The organism is Marinobacter antarcticus, from assembly GCF_900142385.1.
Taxonomy (GTDB): domain Bacteria; phylum Pseudomonadota; class Gammaproteobacteria; order Pseudomonadales; family Oleiphilaceae; genus Marinobacter; species Marinobacter antarcticus.
In genome coordinates this window covers 209405-230539 of the sequence record NZ_FRAQ01000001.1, presented here as the reverse complement: position 1 = coordinate 230539, position 21135 = coordinate 209405, and the positions used below count along the sequence as shown (strand labels likewise).

Here is a 21135-nt window from a genome sequence, read left to right as displayed (position 1 = left end):
AAAAGATCCCGGACTGCTTTGTCATTTGTGCTAGTATAGTTTCATTAAGCGAAACTGAGTTTTGTATTTACTTGGCAAAAGACTAATCCGGGTGTGTGTGAAATGCAAGCAGAGACCATCTCTGTCAGCGTGATCCTGACAAGGATAGAGCAGGCATGAGTACTGCAGATCGTTGGTTGTTACCTTTTGCGGTTTTGACTGAGCTGATGGCTATAGGCTTTTCCAACACTCAGCTCAGTGCAATCGCGGGCGTGTTATTCATTTTTTGTTTTCTGTGGGCGGGTGGTCGCCTGCAGACATACTCCCGCATTCTGTTGCTGGTGTCTTTGGCAGTGACTGCGTGGTTTTCTGTTCGTGGTCAGCTGGGCATGGACAGGTTAATCAAAGCCTCTGCTGATGCTGCGTTTTACGCCGCATTTCTTGGCAGCCTGGGGATGATGCAGTGCTTGGTCAGGCGCTTTGAAGTGCTGCGCAGGATTCACGATATCCTGTTGGGTGGTCGCGCGATCTGGCTGTATCCTAAATACGCTCTGGTTAGCTGTGGTGTCGCCTCTGTGCTGAGTTTCGGCATGATGAACCTGTTGTGTGGCAGCCTTTCGGAAACCCTCCGGGAGCGCGGGATCACCGGTGAGTCCCGCCTGCAGTGGCTGCGCAGCGTTCTGATCAGCGCGCTTCGCGGTTTTGCGCTTGTTCCCCTGGTGGCGCCAACCAGTGTCGCCGTGGCCATATTGACCCGGGAGTTGCCTCAGTTAAGCTGGTCTATGCTTTTGCCCTATGGGGTTGCGGCGTCAGTGGTTCTGATTGCGGTTGGCTGGTTGCTGGAGCAGCGCCGTTTTCGGCAGGTCAGTAGCGAGCGTGTGGATCTGGAACAATGGCCGCCGGGCACTTTGCGGCTGTTGGGGCTGGTTCTGATCGTATTTATAATGATGGCGGCTATCGTCGTTTTGACTGATTTCAAAGTCTCAGTCGCCGCCATGATGGCCGTGCCATCTGTTACGCTTCTTTATATGGCGTGGCAGGAAAGGTCGCTTGGGGTTGTGCTCAAGGAGAGCGTGACTCAGGTTTCGGCCATGAATAATGAAATGGCGATCTTTGCCGCGTCGGCGATTCTGGGGGTGTCAATCTCCAGCGTGATTCCAGAGGATGCCCTGAGTGGCCTTGTGACCTCCGCTGGGGGGATGTGGCTGCTCGCTGTGGCCGGTCTGCTGATTCTACCGCTGCTATCAACCATTGGGATTATCCCGATTACGGTGCTCAGCGTTCTGGCTGGCTTGCTGCCGCAACTCATTGCGGAAGGCATGGACCCGATTCTGATATCCGTAGCTCTGGTTATCGGTTTTTCCCTGGCGATGATGCTTTCGCCCTTTGGGCCGTCTGTCATGCTGCTTTCCCGTTTTGGTCAGGTGCCGCGCTGGGTGGTGGCATTCCGCTGGAATGGCGTGTTTGTATTAATAGCAGTGCCATTGTTACTAGCGCTTCTGGCTTTAGAGATCGTTATCTTGCCAACCATTCGGTAAAGGGGTGTTTTCGGAGCCTTTTCTTTTATCAGGCAGAACGATATACCAATTATTACTCATGTCTGGCAGTTTCTCGGACATCAGGATGCTGCCTGAAAAGCGTATGTTTCATTTTTCGATGCGAGTTTTGACCTGAGTTTGTGGTACTTGCATTCATCAACGATTAAAATGCTGCATACTTTATATTCACAGAATTTATAGCCCGGAACACGGGAGCAGGCGACGTTGTTGGAGGGCGCCATATTATGTCAAAAGCAAAAACCACTTCACCGGGGCTGATGGCCGCTTCCGGTGACGGCGAACCGGTGAAGCCGGAGAAGGATCGGAAGTTCGTCGAGGCGCTGTCCCGTGGTCTGGATGTGTTGCGTGCCTTCAGTCAGGGCTCGGTGATTCTTGGTAACCAGGATATTGCCCGGCTTACCAACCTGCCCAAGCCAACCGTGTCCCGTATGACCTATACCCTGACCAAACTGGGGTATCTCAGTTACAACACCCAGCTGGAGAAATATCAGCTCAGCTCCGGTGTGCTGGCATTGGGTTATGCTTACGTATCCAACTTGAAAGTCCGTCAGTTAGCCAAGCCTTACATGGATGAGTTTGCGCGCCAGACCAATATGTCTGTGGGTTTGACCTGCCGTGACCGGCTCCACATGATCTATGTGGAAAACCGCCTGCCCCCGGAAGCTTCTTTGCTGCGGATGGATATCGGTATCAAGCTGCCTATGGCGACCACGTCTGCAGGCCGGGCCTACTACTGCGCAGTTGCAGATAAAGGACGCAAGGTTATTGAAGATGCGATGGAGCTAAAGTACGGCCCGGAATCCTGGCCTGAGAAGAAGGAAGGGCTGGATCGCGCCATGGAGGACTACAAGAAGTATGGCTTCTGTCTTTCAATCGGTGAGTGGGATCGCAATATCAACTCCGCAGGTGTGGCTGTTCACCTGCAGGACGGCACTATCATGACATTGACGTGTGCTGCACCGTCTTACCTGGTTTCGGCTGAAAAGCTTCGCGGCTCTATTGCCCACCAGCTTGCCATGCTTGCAAGTGACATTGAGACACTGGGCGTTTAATCCGGTTCCGGAGCGCCATACCCGCCGGTATACCCCGGGCTTCACAGAAAACCGCAGGATTCGTTCTGCGGTTTTTTTGTGCCCGGTTTTAAATGGTGGTTGAAACCCGGAGAGAACTTGTATTAAATCGTATGCATGTTTCGCTTGATAAAACTAAATTTCATATAGAGCGAGGGAGAGGTTATGTCTGAGGTCGTAAATTACAATCGTGAAGGCAGTATCGGCGTGATTACCGTGAATTACCCGCCGGTCAATGCCCTCAGTCATGCGGTGCGTTCCGGCCTGGTTGCCGCTCTGGAGCAAGGGCAGAAGGATTCAGAAGCCAAGGTGCTTTTGTTGGTGTGTGAAGGCCGTACCTTTATTGCCGGTGCTGACATCCGCGAATTTGGTAAACCCATGCAGGAGCCGGGGCTGCCCGCAGTGGTTGAACAATACGAAAACAGTGACAAGCCTCTTGTTGCAGCGATCCACGGCACAGCACTGGGTGGCGGGCTGGAAACGGCTCTTGGTTGCCATTACCGGGTTGCACTGAGCAGTGCCAAAGTTGGCCTGCCGGAAGTAAAGCTCGGCCTGTTGCCGGGTGCCGGCGGCACTCAGCGTTTGCCTCGTCTGACTGGTGCGCAGAAGGCGCTGGAAATGATTACGTCTGGTGAGTTTGTCGGGGCTAAAGACGCCCTCGCGCTGGGCATCGTGGATGTCGTTGACGACGGCAATGATGTGAAAGCCGCTGGTCTTGCCTATGCACAGCAGATTGCGGATGAAGGCAAGCCGGTGCGCCGGGTTCGTGATCTGACGGACAAGGTTTCGGCCGACAAGGGCAGCGAAGTATTTGATCAGTTCCGTGCCGTGCTGCAAAAGAAGGCCCGTGGTCAGTTTTCTCCGTTCAAGTGCGTAGATGCTGTTGAAGCGGCTGTTAACCTGCCGTTTGCTGAAGGCATGAAGCGCGAGCGTGAACTGTTTATGGAGTGCATGGACTCGCCCCAGCGCGATGGTCTGATTCATTCGTTCTTTGCGGAGCGTGAAGTTTCCAAGGTGAAAGGGCTGTCAAAGGATACGCCGGTGCGCGATGTGAACAGCGCGGGCATCATCGGCGCGGGCACCATGGGCGGTGGTATCGCCATGAACTTTGCCAACGTGGGTATCCCCGTCACCATTGTGGAGATGAAGCAGGAAGCCCTGGATAAAGGGCTGGGCATCATCCGCAAGAACTATGAAAGCTCCGCAAAGAAGGGGCGCATCACGCAGCAGCAGGTGGAAGACCGGATGGCGCTGATCACAGGTAGCCTGCGTTATGACGATTTCAAAAATGTGGATCTGGTGATTGAGGCTGTGTTTGAAAACATGGCGGTCAAAAAAGAGATCTTCGCGAAGCTGGACGATGTCTGTAAGCCCGGAGCCATTCTGGCCTCCAACACTTCTACTCTGGACATTGACGAAATTGCGTCTGCCACCAGGCGCCCTGAAGATGTGGTGGGCATGCACTTTTTCAGCCCGGCCAACGTGATGAAACTGCTGGAGAATGTTCGCGGAAGCAAGACCTCTGATGAGGTGAAAGCGACTGTGATGGCAGTGGCCAAGAAGATTAAAAAGGTAGGTGTACTGGTCGGCAATTGCCACGGCTTTGTTGGCAATCGCATGCTGCACAAGCGCGGTGCCGAGGCCATGGCTCTGGTAAACGAAGGCGCCACACCGCAACAGGTAGACAAGGTTCTGACGGATCTGGGTTATCCCATGGGCCAGTTTGCCATGTCGGATCTGGCAGGTATTGATGTGGGTTATCGTATCCGCGAAGAGCTTCGCAATGCCGGTGAGAATGTAGCGCCTAGCTGGATGGATAAGCTTGCCGAGCAGAACCGCCTTGGTCAGAAAACCATGGCGGGTGTTTACAAGTATGAGGAGGGCAGCCGCAAGCCTGTTCCGGATCCTGAGGTTGAGGGGATTATTGAGGATTTCCGCAAGGAGCAGGGTATCAGCTCCCGGGAAATTACTGTCCAGGAAATTCTTGAACGCTGCATGTATGTGATGGTGAATGAGGCAGCCAAGATTCTGGAGGAAGGTGTTGCTGATCGGGCTCTGGATATTGATGTGGTCTGGATTTATGGCTATGGCTTCCCGGCATACCTTGGTGGTCCGATGTTCTGGGCTGATCAGGTGGGTCTGGATGTGATTCTGGCTGCTGTGGAGAAGTATCACGGTGATGTGGGTGGGGAGCAGTGGAAACCTGCTGATCTGCTGAAGCAGCTGGTTGCTGATGGGAAGAAGTTCGGCGACTTGTAAGACCGTTATTGGCTGGTCTCTTTTGCCATATGCTTAGGGGCTGGCCCGATATGGGTCACTTTTTCTACTGGAAAAAACAACTCGCTTTGCTCAGACATTTTTTTCCGACAGAAAAAGCGACCCATACCGTGCCGATTTGATCAGCGGATTTTTATCTTTGCGATATTCCGATGAAGGGTAGGCACTCCATCTTTATTTTGAGGTAATTCTTATGTCAGACGCACTTATTGTTTCTACCGCACGCACCGGTCTTGGGAAGTCTTACCGGGGCGCTTTGAATAATACGCACAGTGTGGATCTTGCGGGGCATGTTATTAAACATGCGGTTGCGCGTACTGGTATTGATCCCGCAATTTTTGAGGATGTGATTCTCGGCGCAAGCTTTCAAGAAGGTGCACAGGGCAGGAATATGGCTCGTCTGGCGGCTATTCGTGGCGGCTTGCCAGTGACGACTGCCGGGTTGTCTATTAACCGTTTTTGCAGCTCTGGTCTGCAGTCTATCGCTATTGCTGCGCAGCGTGTGGTGTCGGAGAAGGTGCCGGCGATGGTAGCTGGTGGTGTGGAGTCTATTTCTCTGGTGCAGAACGATAAGTTCAACAGCTTTCACGCGACCAACGAGTGGCTGATGAAGCACAAGCCTGAGCTGTACATGGCGATGATTGAAACGGCGGATATCGTAGCCCAGCGCTATAACGTCAGCCGTGAATCTCAGGATGAGTATGCGCTGATTTCCCAGCAGCGTACGGCTGCCGCGCAGGAAGCAGGCAAATTCGACGACGAGATCGTGCCTTTCGACGCGACGATGCTGGTGAAGGACAAGGAAACCGGCGAAGTCAGCAAGAAAGACGTCACTCTCACGCGCGACGAGTGCAACCGCCCGAGCACGACGCTTGAAGCCCTTCAGGGTTTGAAGGCAGTGCGTGGTGAGGGTAATTTTGTCACGGCAGGTAATGCCAGTCAGTTGTCTGACGGTGCGTCTGTTTGCACCGTGATGAACAGCACTTATGCCGAGAAAAATAACATTGAGCCCATGGGTATTTTCCGTGGTTTTGCAGTGGCAGGGTGTGAGCCGGACGAGATGGGTATTGGCCCGGTGTTTGCCATTCCCCGCCTGCTGGAACGTAATGGTCTGACCATGGATGACATTGATCTGTGGGAGCTGAACGAAGCCTTTGCGTCTCAGGTGGTTTACTGTCGTGACCGTCTTGGCATTCCCATGGAAAAGCTGAACGTTAACGGTGGCTCCATTTCTATCGGCCACCCCTATGGCGTTACCGGTTCCCGCCTTGCCGGCCATGCGTTGATTGAAGGTAAGCGTCGCGGTGCCAAATACGTTGTGGTTACCATGTGCATAGGTGGTGGCCAGGGAGCTGCGGGTCTGTTTGAAGTCGTATAATTGATGAGGGGTGCGACAACGTGCAGCAAAAGATCATCAACCCACAGGATCTGGCATTCCAGCTCTACGAGCTTCACAACGTAGAGCAGTATCTCAGCTATGATCGCTACTCTGATCATAGCCGGGAAACGCTTCAGGCCGCGCTTGATCTGGCATTGAAGGTCGCTGCAGAGGAGTTTGCTCCCCATGCGCGCCTGGTTGACGAGGAAGAACCTCGCTTTGAAAACGGTCGTGTGGAAATGCGCCCCGAAGTTAAAAAGGCGCTGGGCGTGTTGAAAGACACCGGGCTGATGGCGGCTGGCCAGGATTACGAGCGTGGTGGCATGCAGCTGCCGGCGGCTGTGGCGCAGATGTGTGTGGGTTTGCTCAAAGGCGCAAACGTTGGCACCCAAGGCTATGCCGGCCTGACCATTGCCGCGGCCAACCTTATTATGGTGCAGGGCTCGGAGGAACAGCAGGCCCGTTTTGCCGAGCCGATGATGGCTGGCCGGTTCTTTGGCACCATGTGCCTGACTGAGCCCCATGCGGGCTCTTCCCTTGGCGATCTGCGCACCCGCGCTGAGCCTCAGCCGGATGGAACCTATCGTCTGTTCGGTAACAAGATTTATATCTCCGGTGGCGACCACGAACTGAGCGAGAACATCATTCACATGGTGCTCGCTCGTGTGCCGGGCGCACCCCTGGGCGTTAAGGGCATTTCCCTGTTTCTGGTGCCGAAAATTCTGGTTGATGAAGACGGCAATCTTGGCGATCGGAACGATGTTGCGCTGGCAGGTCTGATTCACAAGATGGGGTATCGCGGCACCACCTCTACCATGCTCAATTTTGGTGAAAAACACGGTGCTGTCGGTTACCTGGTGGGCGAGGCCAACAATGGCCTGGCGGCCATGTTCCACATGATGAACGAGGCTCGCATTGGTGTTGGCTTAGGCTCCGTAATGCTCGGCTACACCGGTTATCTGCACGCGCTGGAATACGCTCGCGAACGCCACCAGGGCCGGCCTATCGGGGAAAAAGACCCGGGCGCACCGCAGGTGCCATTGATTCGCCACGGGGATATCCGCCGCATGTTGCTGGCCCAGAAAGCCTACGTGGAAGGCGGGCTGGCCCTGTGCCTGCAGGGTGCAATGCTGGTGGATGAGAAGAAATTCGCCACCACGGATGACCAGCGTAACCTGGCCGCAGGTCTGCTCGACTTACTGACTCCGGTGATCAAATCCTGGCCTTCGCGCTATTGCCTTGAGGCCAACAGCCTGGCGATTCAGGTACACGGTGGTTATGGTTACACCCGGGAATACCCCGTGGAACAGTTCTACCGGGATAACCGTCTGAACCCTATCCACGAAGGCACCCACGGTATTCAGGGCATCGATCTGCTGGGCCGGAAAGTGTCCACGGCTGGCGGTCGTTTTTATCGGGAACTGATGGGGCGCCTCGAAGCAACCATTGGTGAAGCCAGGCAGGAATCGCGGCTTGCTGAATCTGCGGATTGTCTTGAACAGGCGATGAAAGCAATAACGCAAGCCACAGACGTTATCAACGGCGAGAAGGCCAATGGTGACAAAGAGAAAGCTCTGGCGAATGCCACGCTTTATCTCGATGCCTTTGGCCAGGTTGTGGTTGGTTGGCTCTGGCTTCGACAAGGCCTCAAAGCCATTGCCGGGCTAGCTGGTAAAGGTGAACAAACGCCGGCGTTTTACGAAGGTAAAATTAAAGCCTGCGAGTACTTCGCCCGTTACGAACTACCCGGTGTGGTGAGCGCCGCAGAACTGCTGAAAGCTCTTGATACAACAGCGCTTGAGATTCATGAGGATCAGTTCTAGAAAGCAGAAAGGGCGCACCCGAAATGGACAGAACAGCCAAAGCCCTGACAATTATCTCTACTGATGAGTTTTGAATTCATTTAAGTGACGAAACAGGAAGCCCGCTATGAAAACCAGAATCACCGAGATGTTTGGCATCCGCCACCCGATCATTCAAGGGGGGATGCACCATGTCGGCTACGCTGAGCTGGCATCAGCCGTCTCCAATGCCGGGGGCCTGGGTATCATCACAGGGCTGACCCAGCCCACGCCTGAGGATCTTGCGCGAGAGATTACCCGGTGCCATGAGATGACCGACAAACCTTTTGGCGTGAATCTTACCTTCCTGCCTTCTTTTAATGCGCCTCCTTATCCTGAGTATATCGCCGCGATTATTGAAGGTGGTGTAAAGGCGGTTGAAACGGCGGGGCGCAGCCCGGAAAAGTATATGCCTCAGCTCAAGGCCGCAGGCATCAAGGTGATTCACAAGTGCACCTCCGTACGTCACGCCCTGAAAGCGGAAAAGATTGGCTGCGATGCGGTCAGTGTTGATGGCTTCGAGTGCGGCGGTCATCCCGGTGAGGACGACATACCGAACTTTATTCTGTTACCCCGTGCGGCTGAAGAACTGAAGATCCCTTTTGTTGCCTCTGGCGGTATGGCGGATGGCCGTAGCCTGGTTGCAGCCATGGCGCTGGGAGCCGAGGGCATGAATATGGGCACCCGTTTTCTGGCCACCAAGGATGCCCCCATTCACGATAACGTCAAACAGGCGATCGTGAAGGCTGATGAGCTTCAGACTCGCCTGATCATGCGCAACCTGCGCAACACGGAAAGGGTTCTGAATAACGCCGCCGTTGAGGAGATCATCCGTATTGAAAAAGAGAAGGGTCAGGCGGAAACCATCGATGATATCCGTCACCTGGTAACCGGCGCCAAAGGCCGTCTGGTACTGCAGGAAGGTAAAATGGACGAAGCAGCCTGGAGCTGCGGCATGGTGGCGGGCCTGATTCATGATATCCCGACCTGCGATGAGCTGATTCAGCGCATCATGGCGGAAGCCGAGACCATTGTGTGCCAGCGCCTGGCTGGTTTTCTGGGATAGGCACAGCCCAGCAAGGTCCAAGTCCAGCAGAGCCAGTGTGCCCAGTTCGCCACCTTCGGGGGGCGGGCACTTGCCATGCCAGTCACTTTACCGGCTTTTTCTCAAGCTTCCGGGCCAGAGTTCGGCGATGCATGCCGAGCCTGCGGGCGGTTTCGGAGATATTGTAATCGGTTTCCGCCAGCACCTCATGAATCCGCTCCCACTCCAGCGTTTTGATGGATGTGGCGCGGTTGGTTACCGCGATGTTGGTCGTGCCCGCTACGTGCTCGAAGGCAGCTTCTATATCGTCGGTGTTTGAGGGTTTGGCGAGATAGTGGCAGGCGCCGAGCTTGACCGCCTCTACTGCGGTATTAATGCTGGCAAAGCCGGTCAGTACTACAATTAACATCTTTGGATCGTGTTTGTGGAGCAGCTGCACGCATTCCAGGCCCGACGAGCTGCCTGTCAGCCTGAGGTCAACCACTGCATAACCGGGCGAGAAGGTGCTCAGAAGATTGGCTGCCTCATCATGAGTCGCTGCGATCAATACCTCGTAATCCCGACGCCGAAACGAGCGTGCCAGGGTGCGGGAGAATGCCTCGTCATCTTCAATGATCAGTAGCAACCTTGTTGCCGACATCAATAATCCATCCTTTCAGAAATTGTCCCGCTCCGGGCTTACCCCGGGGGCCGCCACGTTGCAGGAGGATCTTCGATTGCAATCGCGGCCAGCGGCAGAGTCAGCTTGACCCGGGCACCACCTTTCGCCCGATTGTGTGCCTCTACGGTGCCGCCCAGACGCCGGGCGACGTTAACACTCAAAAACAGCCCGAGGCCACCGCCGGGTTTGCCTTTACTTGACTGGTAGGGCTTGCCGAATTCAGCCAACATCTCCGGTGGAAAGCCCGGCCCCCGGTCAGACACTTCCAGCTGAAGCAACTCGTCATTCCGGCCGATCTCCAGGCTCACCCATTGTGGCGATGCCTCAAGGGCGTTATCAAGCACGTTCCAGATCATCTGTTTCAATGCGGTATCAAAAACCACCGGGCAGTCTTCTATAATACGGTTGTCGTACTGAAATGTCTCAATCGACCGAATATTACGCCACTCCTCGACCAAATCCTGTAAAAAGGTGCGGAGCGTGGTTTTGACCGAGGATTCGCCTCGGGTTTCACCGGCCGACAGCAGAATCCCGCTGACGATGGTTTTGCAGCGTTGCAGCTGAGCCTGCATTTCGGCGATTTCATCCTGCAGTTCGACCTGTCCGGTCAGCTCGGGCATTCGCCGCCAGTCACCCAGAATGACCGACATTGTTGCCAACGGGGTGCCCAGCTCGTGAGCCGCGCCGGAAGCCAATAAACCCATACGCACAATATGCTCCTCTTCGGCGGCCCGTTGGCGTAAATCCGCCAGCTGTGCATCACCAGAGCGCAGGTTGCGGGTAATTCGGGTAATAACAAAGGCCAGCAGGATGGCGTTCAGCGCAAAGCTGATCAGCAGACCTTCGAGATAAGCGCTGGGAAAAGGATGGGCGTGGCTGGTCAGTGGTGCCAGCGGAACATAGTAGACGGTCATCGCGGCAAGGCTGATGCTGGTCAGCCCGACAATGATCCAGGTAGCCCAGACCTCAAGCAGTACCGCGCTGAGAATAACCTGCAGCAGAAACAGGAAAGCGAAGGGGTTGGTAGCGCCGCCGCTCAGAAACAGCAGCGCGGTCAGGCTGACGACATCCACCAGCAGGGCCAGGAACAGCGGCCTGTTGGTTACCGACTGGTGCAGGCGGTCGCGCCAGAGACTGAACAGATTGAACAGAATCAGCCCGGCAATAACCAGCAGCATTGGCAGCAGTGGCAATTGATACTCAAAAACCAGACTGACCACGGCGATGGTGGTTATCTGGCCGAGCACAGCAATCCAGCGCAGCTGAATCAACAGTTGCATGTTTTTGCGGCCACCGGCGATGTCGCCGCCCGCCTTCTGGTGCGGTTTCGGTGTCAAACGGGGTTCTCCCTGGCTGGTATTCACGATTTACGTCAGGAGTGTCGCGCCGGAATATCGTCCTGTGGTGCGTTCTATTGTCTGGCAGTCTGCCAGCGCTGGCGCTTTCGCACCAGCCGCTCTTCGCGGCCAACCCAGAATGCGCCAGCACCGACCATCAGGGCCAGTACAAACCAGGTCAGGGCGTATTGCAGGTGGTGATTGTAGAATGAAATTACCGTGAGGCCGCCGACCGGTTCCCGGTAGGTTTGTTTCAGGGAGTGGGGTGCCCGTGTTTCACCCCGGGCTTCGGCGTCGATAAAGAACGGGGCTACCCGGGCAATGGGCAGGGCTCTGGCGGTAGCGATTGCCTCAACGTCGCGGGAGTACCAGCGGCCGGTGGCCGGGTCGTTGTCCCTTAGCACGCCGCCCCCTGTTTGGCTGAGCCGAAGCAGGCCAGTAACGGTGACCGGCTGATCGTTGGCCGTTCTCGTGGCCTTCTCGTTGGGCGTTTCGGTCACGAATCCCTGGTTGATCATCACCAGGCTGCCGTCGGCCTGTTGCAGCGGCGTCATTAGCCAGAAACCCTGGCCCAGATCAGTCGATGTTTGTACCGGCGTGGTTTTTTCATAGAGCAACTGGCCGGTCACGCGTACATGAAGGTAGGCATCATCCCGTTCATTGATGGCCGGCCAGACGTCCGGGCCGGGGGCAGGGGAGGCGGGTGCTTCCACCCGTTGGTTAACGCGCTCAATCAGATTCTGTTTCCAGCCCAGCCGTTGCACCTGCCAGATGCCCAACGCGGTGAACCCGCTAAAAGCCAACAACGCGATCAGGGCCCATATAACAATAAAGGTGGTTGATCGGGGGCGCGGCGCTGGCTCGCCATGGCGGGCTTTGCCGGTCACTGGCTCTGCATTTCCAGTACTGGCTCTGACATCAGGCCGGGCATCATATTGATATTGAGGTTATACATTACCCAGACAGAGCCGGCCAGGGCAATGAACACCAGAATCAGTGTGAAGATCAGTGCCAACAGGTTCCAGCCGCCTTCGGCTTTCGGGCTCATGTGCAGGAAGTAGATCATATGTACAAAGATTTGTACCGCGGCAAAGGCCAGTATGACCAGCGCGGTGAGTTCGGTGCTTTCAATAACGTTGGCCATCACCAGCCAGAAGGGAATGGCGGTCAGGATGACCGACAGTACAAACCCAATCATATAGCCTTTCAGCGTGCTATGCCCCGGGTGCGTTTCTTCGCCATGGTGCCCCTGATAGTGATCATGGTTGTCCCCGGACGGTGGCTGTGCGTTGTGTTGGCTCATTACAGAACTCCCATCAGGTAGACGAAGGTAAAGACACCGATCCAGACCACGTCAAGGAAGTGCCAGAACATCGACAGGCACATCAGACGGCGGCCGTTTTCTGCATTCAAACCAAAACGCTTGACCTGCACCATCAGCACGATCAGCCAGACAATGCCGAAGCTGACGTGCAGGCCATGGGTTCCTACCAGCGCAAAAAATGCGGTCAGAAAGGCGCTGCGCTGTGGGCCGTAGCCCTCGCTAAGCAGGTGCGTAAACTCGTAAAGCTCCAGGCCAATAAAAGCCGCACCAAACAGGCCGGTAACTCCCAGCCATAACAGGGCACCGTTGACGCGTTTCAGCTGCATCTGCAGCATCGCAAAGCCGTAGGTGATTGATGACAGCAGCAGGAAACTGGTGTTCAGCGCTACCAGAGGCAGATCGAAAATATCAGCCCCGGTGGGCCCTCCAGCGAAGCTGTTACTCAACACGGCATAGGTGGCGAACAGGCCTGCGAACAAGAGGCAGTCGCTCATCAGATAGAGCCAGAAACCCAGCAGCGTGCCCTGTTCCGGGTGATGTTCGCGCACATAAAAGTGCGAGCTGGGAAGGTTCTGTGTGGCGTCGGTCGCGTTCGTTGTCATATCAGGCGTACCTATCCAGCTGTTGTGACCGTTCGTTCTCGATGCGGGTAACGTCTTCCGCCGGAATGTGATAATCACGGTTGTAATTGAAGGTGTGAATAATAATTCCGCCGATCAGCGCCACAAACGAGACGCCCGCCAGCGGCCACATGTGCCACACCAGACCAAAACCACAGGCTGCACTTAGCATCGCCAGCACAAAGCCAGCCGCCGTGTTCTTGGGCATGTGGATTGGCAGGAATCCGTCCCGTGGCCGCTCATAGCCGTGCTTTTTCATGTCGGTCCAGGAATCGTTGTCGTAGACTACCGGGGTGAACGCAAAGTTGTATTGTGGCGGCGGCGATGAGGTGGACCACTCCAGAGTGCGGCCATCCCAGATGTCACCGGTGTGGTCACGCAGTTCATCGCGACGGCGATAGCTGACCACAAACTGGATGATTGAGGCGACGATGCCGCCCAGGATCATCAGCGCGCCGATGGCCGCAACCACAAACCAGATCTGCAGTGACGAATCATCAAAGTGATTCATGCGTCGGGTCACACCCATCAGGCCGAGCACGTAAAGCGGCATGAAGGCCGCGTAAAAGCCGATAGTCCAGAGCCAGAACGACCATTTGCCCCAGTAATCATCCAGCTTGTAGCCGAACGCTTTCGGGAACCAATAGTTGATTGCTGCGAACATGCCGAACAGCACGCCACCGATGATCACGTTATGGAAGTGCGCCACCAGGAACAAACTGTTGTGCAGCACGAAGTCAGCCGGCGGCACGGCCAGCAACACGCCGGTCATACCGCCAATGGTGAAGGTGACCATGAATGAGACTGTCCACATCATTGGCAGCTCGAAACGGATACGGCCGCGATACATGGTAAACAGCCAGTTGAACAGCTTGGCGCCGGTCGGAATCGAGATGATCATGGTGGTGATGCCGAAGAAAGCGTTCACACTGGCTCCGGCCCCCATCGTGAAGAAGTGATGCAGCCACACCAGGTACGACAGCACGGTGATGACTATCGTGGCGTAGACCATGGAGGTATAGCCAAACAGACGTTTGCCACTGAAAGTCGCGACCACTTCGGAAAAAACCCCGAAGGCAGGCAGTATCAGAATGTAAACTTCCGGATGGCCCCAGATCCAGATCAGATTGACATACATCATCATGTTGCCACCCATATCGTTGGTAAAGAAATGGGTGCCCAGCATGCGGTCCATCGAGAGCATGGCTAACACGACGGTCAGGATAGGGAATGCCGCTACAATCAGGATGTTAGTGCACAGGGCGGTCCAGGTGAAGATCGGCATTTTCATCAGTGTCATGCCCGGAGCGCGATTTTTGATGATCGTCACCACAAAGTTGATCCCCGATAGCAGGGTGCCGACACCGGCTATTTGTAACGACCATATATAGTAATCAACCCCGACACCCGGACTGCCCTGAATGCCGGACAGCGGCGGGAAGGCCAGCCACCCGGTTTTCCCGTACTCGCCGACAAACAGCGAAACCATGGTCAGGCCGGCGCCAGCTGCGGTCATCCAGAAGCTGAAGTTGTTCAGGAACGGAAACGCCACATCCCGAGTGCCCAGTTGCAGTGGCACAACAAAGTTCATAATGCCGACAATCATCGGCATGGCGACAAAGAAGATCATGATCACGCCGTGAACGGTAAACAGCTGATCATAGTGCTCCGGGGGCAGGAAGCCCTCGGAGCCGCCAAAGGCCATCGCCTGCTGCGCCCGCATCATCAACGCGTCACTGAAACCCCGCAGCAACATGACGAACGCCAGAATGATGTACATGATGCCGATTTTCTTATGGTCGATACTGGTGATCCAGTCGCGCCATAGAGTGCCCCAGAACCGCTTATGGGTGATGAAGCCCACCACCCCCAGACCGGCGAGCGCGGCGATGACAAAAGTCACGATCAGTATGGGCTCGTGATAGGGGATCGACTCCAGTGAAAGTCGACCGAAAATCAAGCTGGTCAGATCTGTCTCGTCCTGCATTGTCAGTCTCTTAGATCAATTGAGGTGATCGGCCTGCCATCGGCAGACGCGTCGTCGCCTTTGCCCATCATCATTTGGTCCATGCACATTTTCCCTTCCACGACGCATCGGTTCAGAATCGCGTGATACAGATCTGGCGCCACTGTGCTGAAGTAGGTGACCGGCGTGGCAGCGCTGGGCTGCGCCAACTGCAGGTACTCGGGCCGGTTCAGAGTGCCGCCTTGCTTTTTGGCTTTTTGCACCCAGGCATCAAACTCGTCGTTCGATACGCCGTGGTATTTGAAGCGCATGTCCGAGAAGCCGGCGCCGCTGTAATTGGCGGAAAAGCCCTGGTATTCCCCCGGCTCGTTGATTACGGCGTTCAGTGTGGTTTGCATACCGGGCATGGAATAAATCTGGCCGGCCAGCGCCGGTATATAGAACGAATTCATTGTGGAGGAAGACGTAATGTGGAAACGGACCGGCGTATCGACCGGGGTCACCAGTTCATTGACCGACGCCACGCCCTGCTCGGGATAGATAAAAAGCCATTTCCAATCCAGTGACACCACCTGAACATTCAGCGGCTCGTGATCCGCAGCCAGCGGCCGATCGGCATCAATCCGATCAAGTGGACGATAAGGGTCCAGCTTGTGAGTGCTGATCCAGGTGATCAGTCCCAAGGCGATAATAATCAGCAGGGGCACGCCCCAGATCACCAACTCAAGCTTGGTTGAGTGGTCCCACTCCGGATGGTAGGCGGCCGTTTTGTTGTTCTTGCGATAGCGCCAGGCAAAGAAGAAAGTCAGCAAAATGACCGGCACGATCACAATCAGCATCAGCAGAGTTGAGACAATGATCAGGTCTGCCTGCTGGGAGGCAATATCCCCCGATGGGTCCATGACCACCATGCCACAGCCACCGAGCAGGGTGAGCGGGAAGAGGGCGAGCCCGTATCTAAGTCGTGGAAAAGGCATGTAAGCAAATCCAATATAGAAATGGAAAGGCCGACATTATAAAGAGCGGGAATACGCTTGGCGATTGGACAGGTTGTCCCGTACCTTATCCGAAAGAATCATCGTACACTGCGCTAAATATGTTCAGTTTTGAGGATAGAAGATCATGACAACTACTCGTACCCACAGCGATGCTGTGCCTGCCGATACGTCGGGTCACCAGGCACCGATCACACCCGGCGAGATTGCAGTTGGTGTCAGTATCGGCCGGGCGTCCGAGTATTTTGACTTCTTCGTGTATGCCATCGCGTCGGTGCTGGTGTTTCCGGCACTTTTCTTCCCGTTCGAGACGCAACTGGTCGGCACCCTTTATTCCTTTGTGATTTTTTCGTTTGCCTTTATTGCGCGACCGTTCGGCACCGTTATGTTCATGAAGTTGCAGGAACGTTTCGGGCGCGAAGCCAAATTAACGTTAGCGCTGTTCGCCCTGGGTACCACCACGGCCGGTATTGCATTTTTGCCGACCTATGATGACATCGGTGCCTACGCCATTGTGCTACTGGCGCTGTTCCGGCTAGGGCAGGGGTTTGCGCTGGGCGGCGCCTGGGATGGGTTGCCCTCGCTGCTGGCATTGAATGCCCCCGCTAACCGTAAAGGCTGGTATGCGATGGTCGGCCAGTTGGGCACGCCGGTCGGGTTTATTGTAGCGGCCAGTCTGTTTGCCTACATGCTGGCGAACGTGTCGGAAAAAGATTTCTTTGAATGGGCCTGGCGCTATCCGTTTTTCGTGGCCTTTGCCATCAACGTGGTTGCGCTGTTTGCTCGTTTGCGCCTGGTGGCAACCGATGATTACGCCAAGCTCCTTGACCAGAGAGAGCTTCAGCCTTCCAGCGTTTCAAAGCTGGCCAAAGGTCAGGGTCGGGTGGTGCTGATCGGCGCTTTGGCGACGCTTGCCAGCTACGCGTTGTTCCATCTGGTCACCGTTTTCCCACTGTCCTGGCTGAGCCTTTATTCTGATCGCACGATCACCGATATCCTGATGGTCGAGATCGTTGGCGCGTTTTTCGCTTTGGGCGGTGTGGTTCTCTCCGGAATACTGGCTGACCGCATTGGGCGGCGCACTATGCTTGGCAGCCTGGCTGCACTGATCGCTGTCTTCAGCCTCTTCATACCGGCGTTTCTGGGCGGCGGTGAACTCGGCGAGAACCTGTTCATTATCATTGGCTTTATTCTGCTTGGGCTGTCCTACGGCCAGGCGTCCGGGGCTGTAACGGCAAACTTTGAGGCGCGCTTCCGGTATACAGGTGCTGCTTTGACGGCCGATATGGCGTGGTTGCTGGGGGCCGCTTTTGCACCCCTGGTGGCTTTGGGCCTGTCGGCGCACTTCGGGGTTACATCGGTGACGCTCTATCTGTTGTCCGGTGCGGCGAGCACTCTGGCGGTTCTCTGGTTCAACAAAGCGAGTTACGCGCGGGATCAGTGATCTCGACTCGCTGCCGTTGAACGCTGCAGTGCTAGCGAAGAAGCTAGGCAGCTCGCGGGCCTGCCTGCAGGCTCTGGCATTGGCTCACGTGTGAGCTTTTCCCGGGTTTACCGGGTAATCGTCTTGCTGGCAGATACCGACCAATCACTCTCAAGACCGTTTGTATCTATGGCTTTGATGGCGAAGTACCAGGTGCCCTCAGCAAGCCCTGCGACTTCGTATTCCATCGCCTGACCATCTTCCACAACCGCTTCATTAGACCTCTCTTCAATGCTTTGTTCGGTGCCGTATCGCACGATGTACTTTTCAATCTCACCCATTGCCAGTGAATCCCCGTTGACGCGGGTGGAAGGTGCATTCCAGCTCATTTTCGCGGACCCGGTTACCGGCGCCGGTTCAGGAGCAGGCTCTGGGGTCGGTACGGGTTCAGGAACAAGTTCTGGGGCCGGTGCGGGTTCAGGAACAGGCTCGGGAGTTGGCTCCGGCGCTGGCTCAGGAACCGGCTCAGGCTGAGGCGAAGTAATATGTCCTGTTGAACTCAGAGTGTCTTCAAGGCTCGTGACAGCATCGGCCAGAATATTGTCCTGAACGCCCGTATCTATTAATAACGCCTGCAAATATTCAGCCTGAAGCATGCCTGCCAGCGCTAACAGCTCAACGCTCAGATTCAGATTACCCCCGGCGCTCAGAGGCAGGTCTCCATTTGCCTCAGAGCTCGCCCGGGCGGTTTCAAGCACATCACCCAGTGTGCGCCAGAGATCACCATCTACCAGGCTCAGAAATGCGATATTCAGCAAAGCGGTCTTCAAATCCGACGCTTGAACGCTACTTAAATCAGGCGCTGCAAGATCTACAGGCCTCCTGGACAGTGCGCCAGCATCAAGCCCAAAGCGCTCTTCCTGGTCCCCAAGTAGCTCCACGAACCGGGACAAACTGCCATCCGGAGATTTGAGGAATTTTTCAAATGCCAAGGTTACCAGTGGCGTTAAAACAACACTCCGGTTGGGGTCTGAAGGATTCACAAGCGATTTTAAAACCAGGTTACTTCCCGGCCAGAACCATTCGCCAAAGCCGACGCTAACGCGCGAAGGCGTTATACATGCAGGTTGAGCATCACAGCGCATGAGAGTTTGGGTATCTGACTGCAGAATCACTTTCAGGGGTTGGTTTGAATAGTCTTCAGGTACTGAAATGCGGAACCCACCATTCTGGTTAGTCCTGACCGTTTCACCTATCTGTACCCAACCGCTATCCATGGCGCCAGGCTCGTGATACCAGATAGATATCAGCCCTCCCTCAATGGCGCCCTTGACTGCATAGCCCTCCACCCATAGCTTTTGGTTTTCAGTTTCGCCAGAGGCGGAGTCGTTACCGGGAGTGCTCACCGATGCATTGGGCGCTTCAGCTGGCGGGGTTGCTGAATCAACGCCGCCGCAGGCCGAAAGCAGCGAGCTTAGCGCTATGGCGAAAAAGCCGAGCCGTGTGCGTGTATGGAAGGTGGTCATTGCAACTCCAGGGAAAGTGGATGCTGCAATGCTAACGGCCAAAGGTGTCAAATGGTGTTAAAAATGGCGCCGTTTGGTTACGGAATGCGTCAATTTACCGCCATCTGGTATTCGCCTTTACCCGGTTCCCGTTTTTTCCTGACGGTAAAGGCCCAGCCAACGGCTTCGGTGCGCTACATGGTTCGCGCAAACAGACCAAAGGGCATGGCCTTCAGCACGTAACTTACGGGTGTCCATGGCCACCAGGGTACGTAGGCCCGGCGCTTTTCCTTGTCGATGGCTTGAACCAATGCACGCACGCCGGTGTCCAGATCCACCCGGAAAGGCGCATTTTTGGTGTCCCGGTTAATGTCGGTGAGAATGTAGCCTGGCATGATGTTACTCACCCGGATTGGCGTACCTCTTGTGTCCAGCTGCAAGCCCTCTGCGAGAGAAGCCACGGCGGCCTTGGTTGCGGCGTATACATTCAGTGCTCCACGAAAGCCGCGCACGCCGCTGACCGAGGACATCAGCACCAGGTGGCCGCTGTTCTGTTCCCGGAAGATTTCCATGGCGGATTCGCATTGGGCGATGGCGGCTACAAAGTTGGTTTCGGCAGCCTGGCGATTGGACGAAAACTGGCCGCGACCGATGGCTGATGAGCTTCCAATGCCTGCGTTGACAACTACCCGGTCCAGACTGCCGAACTCCTGCTGGAAAGCCCGGAAGACCTCAAATACCTGCTCGTAGTCACACACATCGAGAGGGCGCACAAGTACGCGGATATCGGGGTAGTTGGTCTGCAACTCCTGCTGCAACTCGCTCAGCTTCTCGGCGCTACGGGCGCATAACGCCAGATTACAGCCCTTCGCCGCCCATGCCCGCGCCATTCCTTCACCCAAGCCAGTGCTTGCTCCGGTAATCAGGATGTTTTTTCGCATAGTGTCTTCCTTAGTGAGGCGTTCTGCTACCAAGTGTCCGGCAGAGTCTGTTAACGCAGTTGTTGCAATAAATGGATATCCGCACAGTGTAACTCAATGTAAAGTTGTTGGCCGCAAACGAGCCAGTATGCGTGTTAATTCAGAGCCAGTCACAAATGCGCGCTTGCAACACCCAGATTTTTGTACTTGAGCATTACCTCCGCATCGCAACTGGAAACCCGAAAAGCTGGCTGTCCGCGCTTCAGGTGCTGACCGGCAGTCCACGGTTGTCGCAAGAGGTGAAAGTGTCGCCTGGTTGTGCCGATTTCGATTCCCGCCTGTCATTTCTCAAGGCGGAAAACGTTAACGTGTGCGGTATCTACCTGCGTTCCGCGTCCAGTATCGTCGGTTCCAATGCTGGGATCGCGACGATCATTATGCCTGTCCAGGGGAGCGTTGATTTTGAGGTTGAAGGCCGGCATTTTTGCTGCACCCCCGGGGTTCCTTTTGCGCTCAAGCCAAATGCAGAGTTTCGTGCCCGGCTGTCATCGGAGGTCCACCTTTTCATTGTTCAGATTAGCGAAACAATCTGGATAAATGCGAACGATTCGCTGGAAAATGGCGATGCTCAACTCGCAAAAATACTCAATAGCTATTTGCTTGAAACACCATTTTTTCGGGATCATCATCATGCAAAGCAACGGATCCGTTGCTTTGAGGAAGTCCTGGCACGTTATCTGGCAGGCGAAAGGTCGGCGGCTTCGACGGTTCAGAATAAAGTGCTGATTGGAGAGGATCGAAGGATATGCACGGCCCTGGAACAGATCAATGACCGATTAGCAACAGATATTGAACTGGAAACAATAGCCCGGGATGCAGGCCTGAGCCTGAGAAACTTCTATTACCTCATGAAAAAATATACAGGTATGACACCTTACAATTACTGCCTGTCACGCAGATTGGTCAAGGTCAGGGAGTCCCTGATCTGTTGCTATCGCGAGGAACCGGGAGTCGGGAATCATGCGCTGAAATGGGGATTTAATCATGCGGGCCGCTTTTCATCGTATTATTACGACCATTTCGGTGAGTATCCCAGTGATACTATTCAAGGCCTTGAGGTATTGAAACGGAATTCTGCAAAGGTGGCTTCGGTCAGCACAGGCGCTTCGGGGCAGAAGACATTGTGGTATACCTCTGCGGATTCTTCCTCTTGAGAGGTGTTGGCTGCAAGTGGT

The 21135-nt window shown here is 55.2% G+C and carries 17 protein-coding genes; 8 read left to right on the top strand and 9 right to left on the bottom strand.

All coding sequences use genetic code 11. The features are described 5' to 3' along the window. The first annotated feature begins 155 nt into the window (after positions 1-155). The 6 genes from BUA49_RS01105 to BUA49_RS01080 all read left to right on the top strand — a co-directional run bounded on the left by BUA49_RS01105 (position 156) and on the right by BUA49_RS01080 (position 9170). Entirely contained in the window at positions 156-1517 is a 1362-nt protein-coding gene (locus BUA49_RS01105) for a hypothetical protein (protein WP_072794959.1), read from the top strand. A 245-nt stretch (positions 1518-1762) separates the two neighbouring features. After that, positions 1763-2590 (top strand): IclR family transcriptional regulator, encoded by an 828-nt coding sequence (locus tag BUA49_RS01100; RefSeq protein ID WP_072794958.1) that lies wholly within the window; start codon positions 1763-1765, stop codon positions 2588-2590. A gap of 183 nt (positions 2591-2773) precedes the next feature. Further along, positions 2774-4867: a 3-hydroxyacyl-CoA dehydrogenase NAD-binding domain-containing protein gene (locus BUA49_RS01095; protein ID WP_072794957.1), complete on the top strand. Its 2094-nt coding sequence runs from the start codon at positions 2774-2776 to the stop codon at positions 4865-4867. 211 nt (positions 4868-5078) lie between these two features. Continuing rightward, a complete protein-coding gene (locus BUA49_RS01090) occupies positions 5079-6263 on the top strand; it encodes an acetyl-CoA C-acyltransferase (RefSeq protein WP_072794956.1) in 1185 nt (394 codons plus the stop codon). Between the two features lie 20 nt (positions 6264-6283). Continuing rightward, the gene (locus BUA49_RS01085; RefSeq protein ID WP_072794955.1) at positions 6284-8086 is read left to right on the top strand and encodes an acyl-CoA dehydrogenase; all 1803 of its coding nucleotides are present in this window, start codon (positions 6284-6286) and stop codon (positions 8084-8086) included. Between the two features lie 106 nt (positions 8087-8192). Further along, complete coding sequence (locus tag BUA49_RS01080) at positions 8193-9170, top strand: NAD(P)H-dependent flavin oxidoreductase (protein WP_072794954.1); 978 nt, start codon at positions 8193-8195, stop codon at positions 9168-9170. Between the two features lie 82 nt (positions 9171-9252). Here the strand turns inward: BUA49_RS01080 and BUA49_RS01075 are convergent, their stop codons facing one another. The 7 genes from BUA49_RS01075 to cyoA form a co-directional block, all read right to left on the bottom strand. After that, positions 9253-9789 carry a response regulator transcription factor gene (locus BUA49_RS01075; protein WP_072794953.1) on the bottom strand — a complete coding sequence of 179 codons (537 nt, stop codon included), beginning with the start codon at positions 9787-9789 and terminating at the stop codon, positions 9253-9255. Between the two features lie 38 nt (positions 9790-9827). Beyond that, a complete protein-coding gene (locus tag BUA49_RS01070) occupies positions 9828-11147 on the bottom strand; it encodes an ATP-binding protein (protein WP_072794952.1) in 1320 nt (439 codons plus the stop codon). Positions 11148-11221: 74 nt separating this feature from the next. Next, positions 11222-12034, bottom strand: coding sequence for an SURF1 family protein (locus BUA49_RS01065; protein WP_217650390.1), 813 nt, complete (start codon positions 12032-12034; stop codon positions 11222-11224). After that, on the bottom strand, positions 12031-12450 hold the full coding sequence (cyoD, locus tag BUA49_RS01060; RefSeq protein ID WP_072794951.1) for a cytochrome o ubiquinol oxidase subunit IV: 420 nt from the start codon (positions 12448-12450) through the stop codon (positions 12031-12033). Before cyoD ends, BUA49_RS01065 begins: the two co-directional genes overlap by 4 nt. Continuing rightward, positions 12450-13073 carry a cytochrome o ubiquinol oxidase subunit III gene (gene cyoC, locus BUA49_RS01055; protein ID WP_072794950.1) on the bottom strand — a complete coding sequence of 208 codons (624 nt, stop codon included), beginning with the start codon at positions 13071-13073 and terminating at the stop codon, positions 12450-12452. The genes cyoD and cyoC overlap by 1 nt, the downstream gene beginning before the upstream one ends. A 1-nt stretch (position 13074) precedes the next feature. Further along, positions 13075-15048, bottom strand: a complete 1974-nt coding sequence (cyoB, locus tag BUA49_RS01050; protein WP_228704456.1) for a cytochrome o ubiquinol oxidase subunit I — start codon at positions 15046-15048, stop codon at positions 13075-13077. 32 nt (positions 15049-15080) lie between these two features. Continuing rightward, the gene (cyoA, locus tag BUA49_RS01045; RefSeq protein WP_084063458.1) at positions 15081-16034 is read right to left on the bottom strand and encodes a ubiquinol oxidase subunit II; all 954 of its coding nucleotides are present in this window, start codon (positions 16032-16034) and stop codon (positions 15081-15083) included. Positions 16035-16179: 145 nt separating this feature from the next. Here cyoA and BUA49_RS01040 point away from each other — a divergent pair, with 145 nt between their 5' ends. Continuing rightward, positions 16180-17496, top strand: coding sequence for an MFS transporter (locus BUA49_RS01040; protein WP_084063457.1), 1317 nt, complete (start codon positions 16180-16182; stop codon positions 17494-17496). 107 nt (positions 17497-17603) lie between these two features. On the opposite strand, the gene BUA49_RS17885 is transcribed toward BUA49_RS01040, so the two are convergent. Both BUA49_RS17885 and BUA49_RS01020 read right to left on the bottom strand, forming a co-directional pair. Next, positions 17604-19001: a hypothetical protein gene (locus BUA49_RS17885; RefSeq protein ID WP_228704376.1), complete on the bottom strand. Its 1398-nt coding sequence runs from the start codon at positions 18999-19001 to the stop codon at positions 17604-17606. Positions 19002-19174: 173 nt separating this feature from the next. Next, complete coding sequence (locus BUA49_RS01020; RefSeq protein WP_072794945.1) at positions 19175-19921, bottom strand: SDR family oxidoreductase; 747 nt, start codon at positions 19919-19921, stop codon at positions 19175-19177. A 131-nt stretch (positions 19922-20052) separates the two neighbouring features. On the opposite strand from BUA49_RS01020, the gene BUA49_RS01015 reads away from it, so the two are divergent. Continuing rightward, entirely contained in the window at positions 20053-21114 is a 1062-nt protein-coding gene (locus BUA49_RS01015) for an AraC family transcriptional regulator (RefSeq protein WP_139248723.1), read from the top strand. Positions 21115-21135: the final 21 nt, after the last annotated feature.

Coding starts and splice junctions, on each gene's coding strand:
- BUA49_RS01105 (WP_072794959.1), top strand. CDS start 156: ATGAGTACTGCAGATCGTTGGTTGTTACCTTTTGCGGTTTTGACTGAG.
- BUA49_RS01100 (WP_072794958.1), top strand. CDS start 1,763: ATGTCAAAAGCAAAAACCACTTCACCGGGGCTGATGGCCGCTTCCGGT.
- BUA49_RS01095 (WP_072794957.1), top strand. CDS start 2,774: ATGTCTGAGGTCGTAAATTACAATCGTGAAGGCAGTATCGGCGTGATT.
- BUA49_RS01090 (WP_072794956.1), top strand. CDS start 5,079: ATGTCAGACGCACTTATTGTTTCTACCGCACGCACCGGTCTTGGGAAG.
- BUA49_RS01080 (WP_072794954.1), top strand. CDS start 8,193: ATGAAAACCAGAATCACCGAGATGTTTGGCATCCGCCACCCGATCATT.
- BUA49_RS01075 (WP_072794953.1), bottom strand. CDS start 9,789: ATGTCGGCAACAAGGTTGCTACTGATCATTGAAGATGACGAGGCATTC.
- cyoD (WP_072794951.1), bottom strand. CDS start 12,450: ATGAGCCAACACAACGCACAGCCACCGTCCGGGGACAACCATGATCAC.
- cyoC (WP_072794950.1), bottom strand. CDS start 13,073: ATGACAACGAACGCGACCGACGCCACACAGAACCTTCCCAGCTCGCAC.
- cyoA (WP_084063458.1), bottom strand. CDS start 16,034: ATGCCTTTTCCACGACTTAGATACGGGCTCGCCCTCTTCCCGCTCACC.
- BUA49_RS01040 (WP_084063457.1), top strand. CDS start 16,180: ATGACAACTACTCGTACCCACAGCGATGCTGTGCCTGCCGATACGTCG.
- BUA49_RS17885 (WP_228704376.1), bottom strand. CDS start 19,001: ATGACCACCTTCCATACACGCACACGGCTCGGCTTTTTCGCCATAGCG.
- BUA49_RS01020 (WP_072794945.1), bottom strand. CDS start 19,921: ATGCGAAAAAACATCCTGATTACCGGAGCAAGCACTGGCTTGGGTGAA.